The sequence below is a fragment of the Fibrobacter sp. UWH1 genome (genome assembly GCF_002210365.1).
Taxonomy (GTDB): Bacteria; Fibrobacterota; Fibrobacteria; order Fibrobacterales; family Fibrobacteraceae; genus Fibrobacter.
Map to the genome: position 1 here is coordinate 39,834 of NZ_MWQG01000005.1, position 15,797 is coordinate 55,630.

Below are 15,797 nucleotides of genomic sequence, written 5' to 3' on the forward strand. Positions count from 1 at the left end.
TTTTAGTCCTCAACCTTGCGGGTCTCTTCCATAATCACCTGGAAGATTCTCTTGATGGAATCAGAAGAAAGGGGGCCTTCGGTCATAGAGCCCACACGGTCCAAAACGGCCTGTTCACGAGAAGCATCCAGAACGGGCAAGCCCAATTCCTTTTTCAGTTTGCCAATCTCGGTTGCATAGGTGGCACGCTTATTCAGAAGAGCAATCAGCTCTCCGTTCAATTCATCAATACGATTACGCCAATCTTCAATCTTCATATAGAAGAATGTAGAAAATCTCCCCTTGAATATTTGGTGTAATCAAGAGGAGACCGCTCTAAAAAAGAACTTCGTATTCGTCAAAAGCCCGCTTGTTGGCCTTCAAATCGCCGCCCACCCAGTCAAACAACGCAGTGCCCCAGGCACCGGAACGTTCCGGCTCCCAGATGAATGCGCCCAGAGCGCGGGGCACCTGTTCCATCACCTGATGGGTCTTTACACGGGATCCGTCAAAGCCGTAATTATCAGGCGTTGAGGAACCATTGTATTCGGCAATAAGAAATTCCAGATTCGTGTAAGTCTTGCCCAAGTTGGTCATCAAGTTTTTCCAGGAATCGGGATTGCCATGCTCGTAAGCGGAGTAGGCGGAGAAAGCCATTACATCCGGCGACACCTTGGAATTCTTGATGATCGAAGACATCCACCAATCTACGGTATTTGTCTTGTGGGGACTTTCGATATGGAATACAACTTTTATGTTGTTCGAAATTTCCTTGACAGCCCGGGAACCTGCGGCCAGATATTTCGCCGTATTGGCGATTCCTGTTGCATTGCTCATGACACCGCTAACGGCCCCATCGGCCGCCTGAACGTTATTGCCCCAGCAATCCGTATTGCTCTTGGGAATTTCGCGGAGCATGCCGTTGGTAATTTCGTTACCCACCTGCACCATTTCGGGCAAGGCACCTGCAGCCTGCAAAGCCAACAGAACATCCTTGGTGTAAGCATAAACGGAATCGGCCATGGCGTCAGAAGTTCTTACACCACGCCAACGTTCCGGAATAATCTGCTTGCCCGGATCGGCCCAGTTGTCGCTATAATGGAAATCCAGCAGCAGCTTGAAACCCGCCGCCTTGGCCCGCTTTGCGTAAGCCACCACATGATCCTTGTCGCCAAACGCTTCCACATTTTGGGGGAATTCACCAGTCCCCTGATTGCAACCCGGAGCGGCATAGCCATACCTGGCGCTGGGGCCCACAAAAGTCTTTAGGCGGATATAATTGAAACCGTGATCCCAGAGCAAATCAAAAATATCCTTGGGCGTTCCATCCACATCCAAAACACGGATCCCCTTGGCTTCATATTCCTGCATCTGGGAAACATCGGCACCAAGGATTTTGGAATACTCGGGATGAGAACGCAAACTGGAAGAAGAACCGGGAAGCGGTTCGTCCAAAGAACTGCTGGTAGGTTCATCCAAAGAGCTGCTGATAGGTTCGTCTGCGGAACTGCTGATGGGTCCGTCTGAAGAACTGCTTACAGAAGGTTCATCCGAGTAACTCAGAGGAATTTCGTCGGCAGAACTGCTGACGGACACGTCAACAAAACTACTGGTCAAAAAATCGTCAGCTGAACTTTCTGGAAGAACCTCAAAAGAACTTTCCGGCAAAGGTTCATTGCCCAATTCATCAGGCAACGCCTCAGTGGAACTGCCGCCGCACCCGATCAAAGCCAGTGCAGCAAACCCAATAATACCCTTAATCTTTCCCATACAGTTAAATTTACCCTTTTTACGGGGCAACATTCGTTAACTGTTGGTAAAAAGTCAGCAGTTTATCGTTTTACAGAACCACTTTCAACGTCATGGCGCAAAACACAATCGTCGAAACGTAGTTAAGGACCTTCTTGAGATAAACAAGATCCCTGGGCGCACGGAGGGAACCATCCTTGTAGTATACCTTGCCATGGAGCAACCAGAACATCTTTGCCTGAGATACCAAGGAAGGGCTGCCCAAGATAGACGTGTTTTCCATGACCGTGTACATGGCATTCCAATGTTTGCGCAGGATTGTACTGTTCAAAAGCATTCTGGGATTCTTATACAAGCCCAATCGGATAAACTGTACGGAATCGGCCCGATCGGTATCCGTTCTTGCAGGGTAAAGCCTTACGTCTACAGATCCGTTATCAAGCTGCAAATATCTTAGGCTGGCGCCACTTTCCGACAAAGTAACACACGTCGGAGCAACCAGGTTTCCATCGATATCCCTAGAGACAACGCCCATATCGTAAGGGCGAGATCCCCAGAAAGCATCAAAGCGATACCGACTGGAACCTCCATCGCGCCCCTGGGGGGCAACGACGGCTTTGTATTGATCATTAAACCTGTTAGCCTTATCTTGTTTAAAGAATCGGTTAAAGGTGAACTGGCCGAAAAACTGAAAAGCATCAAATGCTTTCATTTTCTCATGTACATTCATACACTTACCTAAGATTGGGAATCCAACTACCAAAACAATAAATTTGACTCACCAATCCCACTGAATCAAATCTGGCGGCAAAGATAAAAAATCTTAACATTCGTTGCGAGGGTGTCAACGATTACTTTTTTACTACATATCAACAACTTTTCAATACTTTTAGATTACTCTTAAAAACATTTTTCTAGCGCAAATCCCTTTCAACAAAAGCTAAATTTGCAACAATGCTTTATTCCGACCTGCTCATATCCCCTGCCGTACAAGAATTCATCCTCAGCGCCATCAAGAAGAAGATGGATGCCCTGCAAATTTCTACAGCACTGAACAAGGCCGGATACAGCAATGAAGAACGAGCCGCCATCATGGACTACATGATGTTGGTCCCCAAATTTCGTGAAAAGTTTTTTGGCGAAGCCGGCAAGAAATCAGGCAACGACGCCTTTTTGCTATGCGACCGCCTAGCTTTGGAACAGAGTACCGCCCAGGATATCGGCCGTTACAAGGCAAACCTGTGGCAAGCGGGAGCCGAAAACATTGGCGAAAGCCCGCGGGTACACGACCTCTGCTGCGGCATGGGCGGCGACAGTTTCTTTATCCCCCAGAATTTCAAAGTGACTGGCGTAGACCTGGACCCCGACCGTCTGCAGATGTACGCCTACAACACAGAAAATTTCCGCGGTGAATCCAGTTCGACGATCTCCGGGGACGTTCGAGAAATCGCCCGCAAAAATGGCGACTCCCCCGCACAAGAAAAAGCAGACTTCTTTACCATCGACCCTGCCCGTCGTGCCGTAGAAGGCGAAAACCAGCGTGACCTCCGCAATCTCACCCCCACCTTCGAAGAGGTTCTTGAAATTTCAAGGCACTACAAGGGCGGCATGGCAAAACTTCCTCCCGGCTACCCCACCAACGAAATTCCCCAGGATGCAGAACTGGTTTACCTAGGAAGCCACGCCGACTGCCGCGAATTGCTGGTGCTGTTTGGCGCATTGGCAAAGAACCCCGGAAAAGTTCGGGCCATCATGGTGGATAAAAATGGCGAGGTTGTAAAAGCCGCAGATGGTACGGATGCAATCTGGCAGGGAACGCTAACCGAGATACAGGCAGCCTCCAACAAGGACGCCGAACACGATCTGCCCGGCTGCGAAAGAAGTTTCCGCAACGCCACCAGCGAAAGCGACTTGCCTGTCGGCGAAGTTTCGGAATACCTGGCAGAACCGACGGCACTGCTGATCCGCAGCCACCTTTTTGGAAGCGTGGCCCAGGCCGCAAACTCAGACGCCCACCTGATTTCAGAAGGCATCGCCTACGTGGCAAGCGAAAGTCCGCTCCCCTCCCCCGCCTTTGCCAACTTCAAGATTCTTGACAACTGCGAAATAGCCACCAGCGCCGTCCGCGATATGCTCAAGCGACATAACATCGGCAAGCTGACCCTAAAGCTTCGCGGTGTAAAGGTAGACCCCACCGAAGAAATCAAGAGGCTAAAGCCCAAGGGCAAGAAAGAAGCCATACTTTTCTACACCCGTCACAAAGGCGAGAAAATCGCAATCCTGGCAGAACGAGTTTAAAAAAGACCTCCGGAGTTTTGAACTTCGGAGGCTTATTTTTTAGCGAATCGCCATTCCCCGTGAAAATGTTTCCATAACTTTTATAGAAACCCGTCGGATAGGCCGAAAAGCCATATTTAATTATCAATGGTCACAAAAAAAACTCCGATTTTACATTTTATACAAAACATTTCCATGTTTTCATGGCTAGGTATCAGATACAAGATATGAGATATCAGATATGAGTTTTTATTATCGCGCCGATGACGCCTAATGTCACCCAGAGGGAGCACAGGGTCTCGTGCGGCCATGGGATTCTGAAACAAGTTCAGAACGACCCACGGCGAGAAGGTTTGTTGTGACATTCCGGCGTTCTTATATTATTTTTTCTTGTATGTTCAAGCTTTTCCCTATCTTTACAGTTTCTGCAGCATTGATGTTCGTTGCCTGCGGTGACGATTCCTCCAGCGTTTCTGTCCAAGACGAAACCTCATCCTGTTCTAATTATCAGTCTGCGGAAACATCCTCCAGTTCCCCAAAAGAAGACGGAAATATTAGCGCAAGCAGTTCATCCAACAACGGATCTTCCGCAACCCCGGCAAGCAGCGAGTCAACGACCGTTCCGGCAAGCAGCGAATCCTTGACAAGCAATTCCTCCAGCAGCCAGGCCTCCACGCCGGCAAGCAGTGAAACTGCAGAAGCATCGGATTGGCGCAGTTACTGCCTAGACGTAATTAACAAGTACCGCACCTCAGAAGGTCTGACGTCCCTAGTTCTTGCCCCCGAAGCAAAGCAGACTTGTGTCGAAGAACAGGCCGCAGCCGACCTTAAGGCAAACTCGGCCCATGGTCATTTCGGGGACTGCGGTGAATTTGCCCAGAACTCCGGCCCCAACATCTCACTTTCCTGGATGGGAACCGAAGAGAAAATCGTGGACTACTACCTAGAAATGATGTGGAACGAAAAGAAGTTGGTGGAAAGCGGCCAGCGCGACCCCAACAAATCGGAAGACTACTCCTACATCGGTCATTATCTCAACATGAGCAGTACCAAGTACAGTTCCGTCGCCTGCGGCATCGCAAAATCCTCAGACGGAAAGACCGGCTGGTTTAACGTTAATTTCCACAAGTAGTTATGGCTGTAAAACTCGAAGAATCCTGGCTGAACCTGCTCAGCGACCAATTTGAGCAGGACTATTTCAAACAAATTAAGAATACGCTTTTAGACGAACGCGCCAAACAGCATGTGGTGTATCCGCCGGCCTCTAAAATTTTCGCAGCGCTGGACTTCTGCCCTGTAGACAAGGTCAAGGCCGTTATCATCGGACAGGACCCGTACCACAACCCGGGTCAGGCCCATGGCCTCTGCTTTTCTGTACCCATGGGAATCGAGCCGCCCCCTTCGCTGATCAACATTTTCAAGGAACTGCACGACGACCTGGGAATCAACCCGCCGCCCCATGGCAATCTGGAATCCTGGGCTCAGCAGGGGATCTTGCTTTTGAATGCATCCCTGACAGTTCGCGCCCACCAGGCCGCAAGCCACGCGGGAATCGGTTGGCAGCAATTTACTGACACCATCATCAAGAGGCTTTCGGCCACCCGCGAAAACCTGGTGTTCCTTTTGTGGGGCAGTTTCGCCATCAAGAAGCAGGAGTTGGTGGCTCCCGGCCGCGGGCATCTGATCTTGACCGCACCCCACCCCAGCCCCCTTTCGGCCTACCGCGGTTTCTTTGGTTGTAAGCACTTCAGCAAGGCAAACGCCTACCTGCAAAGTAAAGGGCTGGAGCCCATTGACTGGTCGATTGAGTAGTAGGAAGTAGGAAGTAGACAGTAGACAGTAGACCGTAGACAGTAGGTAGATGGGAGTTTTTTTATCGTGCCAACGACGCCTAACGTTATATCATATCTTGTAATTCGTAATTATTCACTGTTCACTCTTCATTGTTCGCTGCCCTTATCTCTCCCCTTTTTTTATATTTGAGCTCATGAGTCATAAGAATACATTTGCACGTCTCGTGCTTTTTATTGTACTGGGCTTGATTATCGGCGGTGTCCTGGGAGAATGCCTGGGAGTGCTGTTCGGTCAACTCGGTGAATTGATGAATGCGGGTGGTTACAACAATATCGTTCACAACGTGTTTGTTACAGCTTTTCCCTTTAATATCGGTTTTCCCGACAAGCCGGAACCCGTGGTTCTTGACTTGTACATGATCAAGATTGCCTTTGGCGTTGGCTTCAAGATTAACTTCGCCAGCATCATCGGCATGGTTGTCGGCATCTACATTATGAAATGGTCCGGAGAAAGGTAATGATTACTATTGAAGAATTGCAAGCTCAATTGGCTAGCGGCGCCACAACTTCTGTGAAGCTCACTGAAGAAGCTCTGGCTAAGGTCGAAGCTACTAAGAATTTGAACGCCTACATTTCCGTTCTCAACGAACGTGCTTTGGAAAAGGCTGCTGAATCCGACAAGCGTCGCGCCGAAGGCAAGACCCTGGGCGCTCTTGACGGCATCCCCGTCGCCATCAAGGACAATATGTGCCTGGTCGGAACCCGCACCACCGCCGCTTCCAAAATTCTTGAAAATTTCGTGGCCCCCTACACCGCTACCGCTGTCGAAAAGCTGGAAGCTGCAGGCGCCATCATCATCGGTAAGACCAACATGGACGAATTCGCCATGGGTTCTTCCAATGAAACCTCTTATTTCGGTCCTGTTAAGAACCCTCTGGATGAAACCCGCGTTCCGGGTGGTTCCTCCGGTGGTTCTGCCGTAGCTGTTGCCAGCGGTACCGTCGCCTGCGCACTTGGTTCCGACACTGGTGGATCTATCCGTCAGCCCGCCGCCTGCACTGGCGTCGTGGGTCTGAAGCCCACCTACGGCCGCGTTTCCCGTTACGGTCTGTTGGCCTACGCCAGCTCCCTGGACCAGATCGGCCCCTTCGGTTCTACCGTCAAGGACGCTGCAATCTTGATGAACGCTATTGTTGGCGTTGACCCCCATGACAACACCACCAGCACCCGCCCCGCAGAAGACTTTACTGCAAAGCTGGACGCTGGCGTGAAAGGCAAGGTCATTGGCGTTCCTAAGGAATACTTCGCCGAAGGTCTTGATCCTGAATGCAAGGCAGCCATCGAAGCCATGCTGAAGAAGCTGGAAGCCGAAGGTGCCACCATCAAGGAAGTAAGCCTCCCCAACATCGGCAACGCAGTTTCCAGTTACTACATCATTGCAACTGCAGAAGCTAGCTCCAACCTTTCCCGCTACGACGGCGTTCGCTACGGTTACCGCAGCAAGGACGCCCGCAAGCTGATCGACCTGTACTCCATGAGCCGCAGCGAAGCTTTCGGTAAGGAAGTGCAGCGCCGTATCCTCCTGGGTAGCTATGTGCTTTCCGCAGGCTTCTACGATGCCTACTACGTTCAGGCTCAGAAGGTCCGTCGCCTCATTACCGACGACTTCAACAAGGCTTTCGAAGAATGCGACGTAATCGCCAGCCCCACCATGCCGGGTCTCCCGCTGAAGTGTGGCATGAACGAAAGCGACCCCATGGCCGTTTACTTGAGCGACATCTACACCGTTAGCCTGAACCTGGCCGGTCTCCCCGGCGTAAGCGTTCCTTGCGGTATGGCTGGCGGCCTGCCCGTTGGCCTGCAGTGGATCGGCAAGCCCTTCCAGGAAGCCGACCTGCTCAGCGTCGCTGCTGCAACTGAGAAGCTTGCAAAGTGAGAGTCGCGCCGACAAGCAAATTTGTCGGCATGACCGAACGCAGCAGCGGACGCCAAAGGCGTCAAAAGCTTGCAAAGTGAGCCTGCACGAGGAAGCGCCGCGATTAATGCCGCAGACCTTCGCAAGCAGCTCGCCTCACCTGCATGTTTACGCGGGACAAAGAGCCTGCATGGGTCGCCCCCTCTAAAAAGCGCAGTACACATAATTTATTAAGGATTCGCCCCTCGGGGTGGATCCTTTTTTTTGTTTCTGGAGGTTCGCTACAACGAAAAAAAAGATACTAAACAGAATTTATACCCATAAAAAATGATCCTTTTCAATTCTTATAGGTAAAATTATAAACAAATTAACACAAAATTTAACCAAATCTGGAAAAAAAGCCCTACACTACCTATAACAAAACCAGTATTCAAGTCTGTTATAGGTAATTCAAAAAAACATCTTTACAAATAACCAGGTTCCGACCCAAATTATACCCATAATACACCAATTACATTCCAATTTATAGGTAAAAAATGCAAAATCATCTTATCAAAACACCAATTACCCAAATTCGCAACATCCTGGAAGATGTCGTTGTTCAACTATCCGCTCTTTCTCAGCGAATTTTCCGAAGCAAGGCCAAAAAACAGCAAGGATCCTTACGCATCGCCATCAACAAGGGCACTCCTCAATACTATCACATCACAACGAAAGGAGATACTAACGGAAAATACATTCCAAAGTCTGACTCCAAGCTGATTTCATCACTTGCGCAAAAAGAGTACCTCGAAAAATGCAACCGTATTATTGAAAGGCAACAAAAGGCGCTAGCCCGATTCCTAAAGGATTTTCATCCCGAAGACATCATTGCGGTTCATACAAACCTTACGGAAGCCAAAAGGAGATTCGTAACGCCTTTGCTCTTAACCGACGAGGAATTTGCAGCGCAATGGCAAGCCAAGCCATACAGTGGAAAATTTTTCGCAAAGGATACTCCAGAACATTTCACTAATAGCGGATTACGGGTCCGTTCCAAATCTGAGGTGATTATCGCCGAATGCCTCGCCCGCCACAACATTCCGTTTCGTTACGAAGCCCCGCTGGAATTAATCATCGGGGATACGTCAAGCATAACCGCCGAAACACCGACGAACAACATTCGCCGACGCACCCTCAATCAAGACGCCGACCTCATGCAAAGCAAGGCAGTCACATTCTATCCCGACTTCACCTGCTTAAACAAGCGCACCCGTCAGGAATTCATCTGGGAACATTTTGGCATGATGGACAATCCCAATTACGCCAGAAACGCTATAGAAAAACAACGAAGCTACGCTGCCGCTGGCTACATTCCAGGAATAAACTTTATCACCACCACCGAGACGACGGATCTTCCCCTGAACATCCCTTACATAGAGCAAATGACAAAATCATTGCTAATGTAAATCTGTCCCAACCTTCACATGCATAAGCATTTACTACCTTTCTCGCCGCTCATGTGAGCTTCATTTTTAAGGGTTAAGAAGATGAACTTAAAGATTTTACTGGGTGCAGCCATAGCTGCATTTTTATTCGTTGGCTGTTCCAGCCCCCGTTTTTTTGTTGATTCCCAATGGACCAATAAACCGGCAAAAGCAAAATTTATTTTTTCTACCGGAGTTGTAGAAAATCAAGAGGATCTAGATGATGTCCTTGTGGAAGATGAAAACTTCACGGTATGGTTTGCAAGGCAGCTCGAAGAAAATGTGAAGTTCTATTCCAACCATGTTGACTTCACTGCCGAAAGAATTTCTAAGGAAGAAATGCTAGAAGAAAAAGTGACCTTAGGGAAAAATCCCGTCACGGTCGGCAAGCCCAAGACATTTAACAGCGACGCCGAAATCTACGTCGTTCTGAACAATCTCTGGTTTGGACGAACTCAAAGGACCTCGTACTATACCCATAATATAGCGGCGGGCACCCCAACAACATCGTCCACCAATTACTTCATATCCATGTCAGGCCGATACGCCTTCTACGACACGAGAACCCAAAAGATCCTTGGCTACGGCGAATTCAACACCAACGAAGAATATGTCCGCAACTTAGGGCGCGACAGCTGGAAACGATTAATCCAGACTTCTATAGAAGAAATCCTTGAAAACACGCCGCTAACTTATCCCGCCGCAAAGTAAGGAAAAGACTTGTTCAATACAGAACAAGTCTTTTTCAATAACGCATGTGGTTCTAAAATCGCACAGCGAATTCTATTTATTTTTCAAGATTGGAGTTCTTGCAAGAGTCTTTTTCACGAGAGCCAACACGCATTTTTCCCAATCACCCCTGGTCATGGCGTAGGCAAACTTGCTCTTGATATTCCAATGTCCAAAGGCGACACGGTTACCAGTCTTGGCGCTATAATAAGCGTAGTCAGCGTAAAGCCACAGACCGTTATCCGCGATGGTGGGGCCTGCGGTTGCCATGCTGTTGTTAGCAGGAGCACCGTAACCATTTTGTGCGACATTCTGGCTGTATGCCATGTTTTCGTAGGAATCTTCGCGACGGCTGAAGTTCACATTAGAAAGCACCAGGTAATAACCTTCGCCATCCATGGCCATGGGCTTCATCATGTTGAATTCCACAGTCTGGATGCTATCCTTTTCGTGGACCAGGTCACTTGCATTCACTTCAACAACGTCGAAAGCCACGGAATTCTTGGTCACCAGATTCAGATCCTTGGTCAATTCAGCCTTGAACCAGGCGCTGAAATTGTCGGCGTATTCTTCCAGGTCATCCTTCACGTCATCCTGATTTTCGACCATGGGCTTGGTGAATTCAACGGTTACGGATGTGGGCTTTTCGGTCCATTCCGGATCAACGAAGAATGTGGGTTTCTTGGCACAGCCAGTAAATGCCATGGCCACAGCGGCCATGCAGCAGAACAATTTGATTTTCATATTTTAACCCCTATATTTTGGTTGACGCAAATATAAAAAATCTAACCAGAAAAAAGGAACCCACCGGCCGGTGGTTCTTCATAGACGGGCAAAGCCCTATGTTACGGCACGCGCTAACACGCGTACACAGTCTGCCACCTGCGATGGTCCTTACCCGGCTACCCGTAAACGGGTTATTTCTTTCCGAATAGGCCTAACTGTTCCCCGTAGAAAACCTTCCTTCTAAATTTTGGGGCAAACACAATGTGATATTTGCAATTCCACGTTGTATGTGCAGTTGTATTTCTATTATTCATATTAATCCTTTGGTTTTATTGTGATGCAGTTGGCAGACTGCACCATCAATTTAGCCAATGGATTTCTTTTTTCATGATCGCCAGAAGGCTTTACTTGAACACCCCAGCATAGCTGGGGTTTTCATTTTATACAGAAACGTAACGAATTTTATAATTTCGCCAGCCTCAATCACCCCTCCACAAACAAATACTTATGGATTTTTTGACAAAAAACAGTTATTCCATTATGCAGCGGACACTGGCTTCATACAGGTCATCTGCAAACGGATCCAAATTCACGTCCTTGTTTTGATTGCTCAGATACAGGCCAACGTGGGCACTGGTCTCTCCGTCGTCGGCAACAGAATTCGTAGAACCCCAGAACAGGGCATAATCCGTCTTACTGAAAATGTCGTGCCTACGGAACCCAGCGGGTATGGCGTTAAAGCCGTAGAAATCACGGGCATTCAGACGTCCCCACTTGCCAACAGCCATCAAACCCTCGCCTACCCCGAAATCGCCAGCATGAGCCTTGACGGTATCGAGAAGAGATTCAAAATCCATTTTCTCGGGAAGACGCCAGCCTGTCGGGCAGGCTTTCTGGGCAGCATTCCAGCTATATAGACGACCATACACGAGGCAAGAATCAAGGTTGAAATCACGGCAGTAGCTTTCCCCATCGGGATCTTCGTAATTCAGATTCTCGGCCATCCAAGTTTGACTTCCTATCTTTACGGTCTTATATATGGTGCTGTCTCGTTCGTCTAACATTTGCCCCATCCGCATATCATTCTTAATGCAACGAACCGGCATCCTAATATCCTTGGTCCGGTAAAGCATGGCTTCAACCGTATTTTCGATGGTATAGATCCAGACATCCATATCATCTAAATCGTAGGTTCCAACAGCCGAAGATGTCCAAAAATGAGCTTTCATACCCATCGGGGAACCCCAATCATCAGCCATCCCCAACGGGAGAGCGGCAAATCCCAGGGAATTATATACGTCGGCCTGCCGTTTCAAAGACCACAACGTATCACTCTTCAGGGCGTCATCATAATAGATTGAACCTTTCTTCGCCTTGGCATAATTCACCAAAAGTTCCCACTGCCCCAAAGTAGGCACATTCCACCCTTCCGGGCATACCTTATAAATTTGTACAGAAGTTGTCCAATAGTAAGCCCCATAAATATCGCAATTTGACGGTTTATCATCACGGCACTCGTGCTCCACCCCGGTATACCTTAAATTTTCGGCCATCCACTCTTGGTCGCCAATAGAAACGGTCCTATAAACCTTGTCGTCTCGAGAATCCACCATGACTCCATAGGAGCCCTTGAACCCAGAAACGAAACTGGAGGACGAAGGTATGGAAATACTAGAAGAGGAACTTACGGATGACTCCTGAGAATACCTCCAGGAGGAACTGCTGTACCAGGAAGAACTGCTCGCTCCAGAGCTATACCTGTAGCTGGAACTGGAACTACTGTACCCCTCGGCCACAAAGCTTTTTTTATCGAAGCTAGAGGACGACTCGTTTTCCAGGTGGCCGTACAAATCTTCATAATCACCCACATAATCCGTGCAGGCGACAAAAGGCAAAACAAGTAGGCAGCACAAAACAAAAAATCTAACGTTCATCTTTACCGCCTAAAAGAAAATACTGAAACCCAAGCCAACAGCGCCAACGGCACCCATGATGATTCCCACCGTACGCAGGTTCTGTGCCAGACGGATGTCGTTCAAGTTGTCTCGATATTGGTACTTGTTATCGGGAATCTCGTCGTAAGCATCGGCAGCGTAATAGTCGGCAAAAAATGCCCCCACGACACCAATCACGGTGGTTACCGCCGAAACGACAATCAAGGTGGTTCGCACATTGGATTCAGCCATGGCAGGTGCCACCTTCCTTGCGGCACTAGCCTTTTCCTGAGCGGCCTTCTGGGCCACCATGGAGGAATCCTCGGCATAAGTGTACAGACGGGGAACGAGAATCTTGGGTTCGGAATCCTCAACCGTTTCGGGTGCGGAATCCGGGGGCGCTATATTAGTGGATTCATCGACGGGTTTAGGGGATTCGTCGACGGGTGCGTCTAACGGATAAGGAGATGGTTCATTACCACGGCAAATCAAAAAAAATTCGTGGGCTCGAGACTCTACAATTCCAAGCAGTTCCTCGGCATCGACACCGCGGCCAGTAAAGCTGGAAACCAGTTTACTAGAAATCGTTTCGTACAATTCAACTGTCAGGGTGAACTTTTCACCATAGAGACCTACGCGAGCCTGAGCTACATAGTCGGCAGAAATGTTGCGCCCCGTTTCAACCAGACAGCTACCCTCGCAATCCTCGATAGACATATCGGGAGGCAACATGGCATTGATATTATCCCGAGTCATAATGGTAAATCCGAAATCCGCAGGCAAGGCCTTAACAGCCCCGGCACGCAACACGTTAGTGATGAACTGCCTTTCTTGAAAGGGCATGACCGTGGAGTCATTGCAGACAGTCTCAAGCACCGCCACATACTTGGCTGAAGCCAGACAAGGCAACCCGATTATCAATAAGCAAAAAAGAACGAATCTCACTAACCTCATGTATTCAAAGATAGCACAAACATTCAATTTATTTATCTTTCGCACCATAAAATGAAATTCGAAAAAGACACTTTATACGTCTGGGTAGGCGGCAGCTGCGATTACGGCCACAAGGAACGGGCCGGCGGCGGGGCCTACATTGCCGAAACCTTCGCCACCGATTCCAAGGATGGCGTTGGCGGGAAAATCGTGGACACCTACACTACGTCGGACTTTAACACCAAGGAATTTCAGATGATTTACAGGGCCATGGACCACGTCCTGGAGAAGTTCGGTACGTCAGAATGTCGCGCGAGCTCTGAAAACCGCGCGAGCTCTGAAAACCGCGCGGGCACCTTCGAAAAAATCGTATTCCTCTCCAACGTCCAGTATATTCAAAACTACCCCAAACCAGAGAACGTGGAAATCGGAATTCTCCCCTACCACAAGTTCCCTCGCCAAAAGGAAGTTCATGACATGGCAAGCCAGGCCATGCGAGATTTGCGCAGTTCCGGAGAAGGCGTCAACACCTAGGAACAGCCGACAAAATCAACCTATAAAAAAAGCCTGCCACGAAGACTCGTGCAGGCTAATTTCATCTCGTCAAAATTACGGTTTCAGCAACAGCTTATTGTTTGCCTGCAGGCCGTCGTTATCGAAACGTACGGTAGGATTCTTTCCGCTTTTGAAAGCCTCTTCACTTTCGTAGATAGAAAGAGCCACAGATACTCCCGGCAGCGCCGCCACATTGGTCTGCCTTGCAGGAACTGAGTTAGCAAAAGTAAAATCACGAACCATTTCGTCCTTGAAAGTACCCTTGGAAACCTTGATGGTTTTACCCAGCTGTTCAAGAACTTCGCCTTCGCCGTTGACCAATTCTGCCACCATATAAATATCAAAGAAGCAGGGAGCAATGCCCGTGTTCTTTACGGTGATATTCAATGTATTTGTAGTTTCCTTGTCACCCGTAACCGTCAGAAGTTCAGCCTGCTGCACCATGAAATTGTAACCGATCACATGGGTCAGGGAATCTGCCAAGTCCTTGTGTTCACTGTAGATTTTAAATCCGCAATCGCTTTCCTGTTCCAGCACATAGTAGGTCAAATGAGCTGTGGTAATTTCGTGAACCCAACGTTCCGGAGTCCACTTTTTGTACTCACGATCGTCAAAGGTCAGCATTCTTTCGTAGCTGCCAATATTTTCTGCAATAGTCGGAAGCCCTGCCTCGTAGGCACGCACCAAGGAATCTGCAGTACCGGGAATTCCAATAAAGCCGTCGTCACGCTTGGTAATCCCAAGGCTTAACGCATAGGTGTAAATTTCGCCATAGGCATCAGAAGGCAAGGCAAGCAAAGTCTTCTTGAATACAGAAGCGTAATGGTCCAGCAATTCCTTCTGAACCTTTAAGGGCGGCATATCGCTACCATCCAGATGGGAAACGTGCCATTCGCCCCATTCACCAAAGGTACGGACATCAATGTATTCAAGGCGGGGATCCCCATCATACTTTTCTGCCATAGCCGTAGCGAAATCCTTGGCGGCCTTCAGGTAGACAGGATCATCCCATCTGGGAACTTGGGCGCGGGCACCATTATCCTGAAAGATGGCGTAATCCTTCTTGGCTCCCTCTTCGTAAACCCAGTCAGGAGTCCAGTCGTATTCACTTGTGGGCGTATCGTTACCCGTGATGTACCAGGGAGAGTAAGGGAACACTCGCAAAGCGTAACCCAGACCATGTTCCTGAAGTACGTTCAGCAAATCTTCAAGTTCGGACCAATCGTAAACTCCCTTGCCGGGATTCAACTTGTCCCAACGCTGATATCCGGAACCGTAGGTAATCAAATCCCATGCGCCATTTTTATCGGGACCGTACCTGAATTCGGGAACGAAATTCCAGGCACCTTCGGTAAGGAGCGTAAAGCCCTTATGAGGATTGGGCAGCGGACCTTTAAAGGGTTTGAGAGTGTAAGCAATCTTTGTAGTGTTACCGCTTGCGGAACCACTGGTGATTTCGTCTGAGGAACTTGATTCCAAAGTAATAGATTCCGAGGAACTAGACACCTCATTAGCTGCGTTTGTGCTGTTTCCATCATCACCACATGCGACTAACCCTAAGGCAAAACAAGCCGCAATACCAAACAAAGAAATTCTTTTCACCCAATCCTCATACGTTATTCTGAATATAATAAAAAAATTTCCCATCAAACAAAACAGAGTCTTTCTAAACAAAAATCCCGCTACAGCTAAAAACTGCAACGGGATTTTCAAATGGTTAGCGAGCGGCCAAAGTCCGCGG

The 15,797-nt window shown here is 48.6% G+C and carries 15 protein-coding genes and 1 pseudogene; 8 read left to right on the plus strand and 8 right to left on the minus strand.

Annotated features, from left to right (window positions below; all coding sequences use genetic code 11):
* Positions 1-2: 2 nt before the first annotated feature.
* From B7992_RS03555 to B7992_RS03565, 3 genes are all read right to left on the minus strand, one after another.
* Positions 3-257, minus strand: coding sequence for a chorismate mutase (locus B7992_RS03555; protein WP_073158195.1), 255 nt, complete (start codon positions 255-257; stop codon positions 3-5).
* 58 nt (positions 258-315) lie between these two features.
* Entirely contained in the window at positions 316-1,749 is a 1,434-nt protein-coding gene (locus B7992_RS03560; protein WP_176421830.1) for a glycosyl hydrolase 53 family protein, read from the minus strand.
* A 70-nt stretch (positions 1,750-1,819) separates the two neighbouring features.
* On the minus strand, positions 1,820-2,440 hold the full coding sequence (locus B7992_RS03565; protein ID WP_088665576.1) for a hypothetical protein: 621 nt from the start codon (positions 2,438-2,440) through the stop codon (positions 1,820-1,822).
* 242 nt (positions 2,441-2,682) lie between these two features.
* Here B7992_RS03565 and B7992_RS03570 point away from each other — a divergent pair, with 242 nt between their 5' ends.
* The 7 genes from B7992_RS03570 to B7992_RS03600 all read left to right on the plus strand — a co-directional run bounded on the left by B7992_RS03570 (position 2,683) and on the right by B7992_RS03600 (position 9,890).
* Positions 2,683-4,026, plus strand: coding sequence for a class I SAM-dependent methyltransferase (locus B7992_RS03570; RefSeq protein WP_073284505.1), 1,344 nt, complete (start codon positions 2,683-2,685; stop codon positions 4,024-4,026).
* A gap of 373 nt (positions 4,027-4,399) precedes the next feature.
* Complete coding sequence (locus tag B7992_RS03575; protein WP_073284507.1) at positions 4,400-5,137, plus strand: CAP domain-containing protein; 738 nt, start codon at positions 4,400-4,402, stop codon at positions 5,135-5,137.
* A gap of 2 nt (positions 5,138-5,139) precedes the next feature.
* Positions 5,140-5,817 (plus strand): uracil-DNA glycosylase, encoded by a 678-nt coding sequence (gene ung / locus B7992_RS03580; protein ID WP_073234914.1) that lies wholly within the window; start codon positions 5,140-5,142, stop codon positions 5,815-5,817.
* Positions 5,818-5,992: 175 nt separating this feature from the next.
* A complete protein-coding gene (locus B7992_RS03585; RefSeq protein WP_073158178.1) occupies positions 5,993-6,316 on the plus strand; it encodes a DUF4321 domain-containing protein in 324 nt (107 codons plus the stop codon).
* The gene (gene gatA / locus B7992_RS03590) at positions 6,316-7,734 is read left to right on the plus strand and encodes an Asp-tRNA(Asn)/Glu-tRNA(Gln) amidotransferase subunit GatA (protein ID WP_073158175.1); all 1,419 of its coding nucleotides are present in this window, start codon (positions 6,316-6,318) and stop codon (positions 7,732-7,734) included. Before B7992_RS03585 ends, gatA begins: the two co-directional genes overlap by 1 nt.
* Before the next feature lie 515 nt (positions 7,735-8,249).
* The gene (locus B7992_RS03595; protein WP_088665577.1) at positions 8,250-9,161 is read left to right on the plus strand and encodes a hypothetical protein; all 912 of its coding nucleotides are present in this window, start codon (positions 8,250-8,252) and stop codon (positions 9,159-9,161) included.
* 81 nt (positions 9,162-9,242) lie between these two features.
* Positions 9,243-9,890 carry a hypothetical protein gene (locus tag B7992_RS03600; protein WP_073284513.1) on the plus strand — a complete coding sequence of 216 codons (648 nt, stop codon included), beginning with the start codon at positions 9,243-9,245 and terminating at the stop codon, positions 9,888-9,890.
* Between the two features lie 72 nt (positions 9,891-9,962).
* On the opposite strand, the gene B7992_RS03605 is transcribed toward B7992_RS03600, so the two are convergent.
* From B7992_RS03605 to B7992_RS03620, 4 genes and pseudogenes are all read right to left on the minus strand, one after another.
* On the minus strand, positions 9,963-10,652 hold the full coding sequence (locus B7992_RS03605) for a hypothetical protein (RefSeq protein ID WP_088665578.1): 690 nt from the start codon (positions 10,650-10,652) through the stop codon (positions 9,963-9,965).
* 200 nt (positions 10,653-10,852) lie between these two features.
* Positions 10,853-10,948, minus strand: a pseudogene (locus B7992_RS17070) (IS200/IS605 family transposase); the annotation flags it as partial.
* Between the two features lie 216 nt (positions 10,949-11,164).
* Positions 11,165-12,568, minus strand: a complete 1,404-nt coding sequence (locus B7992_RS03615) for an FISUMP domain-containing protein (protein WP_088665579.1) — start codon at positions 12,566-12,568, stop codon at positions 11,165-11,167.
* A gap of 9 nt (positions 12,569-12,577) precedes the next feature.
* A complete protein-coding gene (locus B7992_RS03620) occupies positions 12,578-13,477 on the minus strand; it encodes a hypothetical protein (protein WP_176421832.1) in 900 nt (299 codons plus the stop codon).
* Positions 13,478-13,573: 96 nt separating this feature from the next.
* Here B7992_RS03620 and B7992_RS03625 point away from each other — a divergent pair, with 96 nt between their 5' ends.
* Positions 13,574-14,035: a hypothetical protein gene (locus tag B7992_RS03625; protein WP_088665581.1), complete on the plus strand. Its 462-nt coding sequence runs from the start codon at positions 13,574-13,576 to the stop codon at positions 14,033-14,035.
* A 75-nt stretch (positions 14,036-14,110) separates the two neighbouring features.
* Here B7992_RS03625 and B7992_RS03630 read toward each other — a convergent pair whose 3' ends face one another.
* Complete coding sequence (locus B7992_RS03630; RefSeq protein WP_176421834.1) at positions 14,111-15,658, minus strand: beta-galactosidase; 1,548 nt, start codon at positions 15,656-15,658, stop codon at positions 14,111-14,113.
* Positions 15,659-15,797 lie beyond the last annotated feature (139 nt).

What these genes read in the sequence shown, in the direction of transcription:
- B7992_RS03595 (WP_088665577.1), top strand. Translation starts at nt 8,250, where the DNA reads ATGCAAAATCATCTTATCAAAACACCAATTACCCAAATTCGCAACATC.
- B7992_RS03585 (WP_073158178.1), top strand. Translation starts at nt 5,993, where the DNA reads ATGAGTCATAAGAATACATTTGCACGTCTCGTGCTTTTTATTGTACTG.
- B7992_RS03555 (WP_073158195.1), bottom strand. Translation starts at nt 257, where the DNA reads ATGAAGATTGAAGATTGGCGTAATCGTATTGATGAATTGAACGGAGAG.
- B7992_RS03560 (WP_176421830.1), bottom strand. Translation starts at nt 1,749, where the DNA reads ATGGGAAAGATTAAGGGTATTATTGGGTTTGCTGCACTGGCTTTGATC.
- B7992_RS03605 (WP_088665578.1), bottom strand. Translation starts at nt 10,652, where the DNA reads ATGAAAATCAAATTGTTCTGCTGCATGGCCGCTGTGGCCATGGCATTT.
- B7992_RS03625 (WP_088665581.1), top strand. Translation starts at nt 13,574, where the DNA reads ATGAAATTCGAAAAAGACACTTTATACGTCTGGGTAGGCGGCAGCTGC.
- B7992_RS03600 (WP_073284513.1), top strand. Translation starts at nt 9,243, where the DNA reads ATGAACTTAAAGATTTTACTGGGTGCAGCCATAGCTGCATTTTTATTC.
- ung (WP_073234914.1), top strand. Translation starts at nt 5,140, where the DNA reads ATGGCTGTAAAACTCGAAGAATCCTGGCTGAACCTGCTCAGCGACCAA.
- B7992_RS03565 (WP_088665576.1), bottom strand. Translation starts at nt 2,440, where the DNA reads ATGAAAGCATTTGATGCTTTTCAGTTTTTCGGCCAGTTCACCTTTAAC.
- B7992_RS03575 (WP_073284507.1), top strand. Translation starts at nt 4,400, where the DNA reads ATGTTCAAGCTTTTCCCTATCTTTACAGTTTCTGCAGCATTGATGTTC.
- B7992_RS03570 (WP_073284505.1), top strand. Translation starts at nt 2,683, where the DNA reads ATGCTTTATTCCGACCTGCTCATATCCCCTGCCGTACAAGAATTCATC.
- gatA (WP_073158175.1), top strand. Translation starts at nt 6,316, where the DNA reads ATGATTACTATTGAAGAATTGCAAGCTCAATTGGCTAGCGGCGCCACA.
- B7992_RS03615 (WP_088665579.1), bottom strand. Translation starts at nt 12,568, where the DNA reads ATGAACGTTAGATTTTTTGTTTTGTGCTGCCTACTTGTTTTGCCTTTT.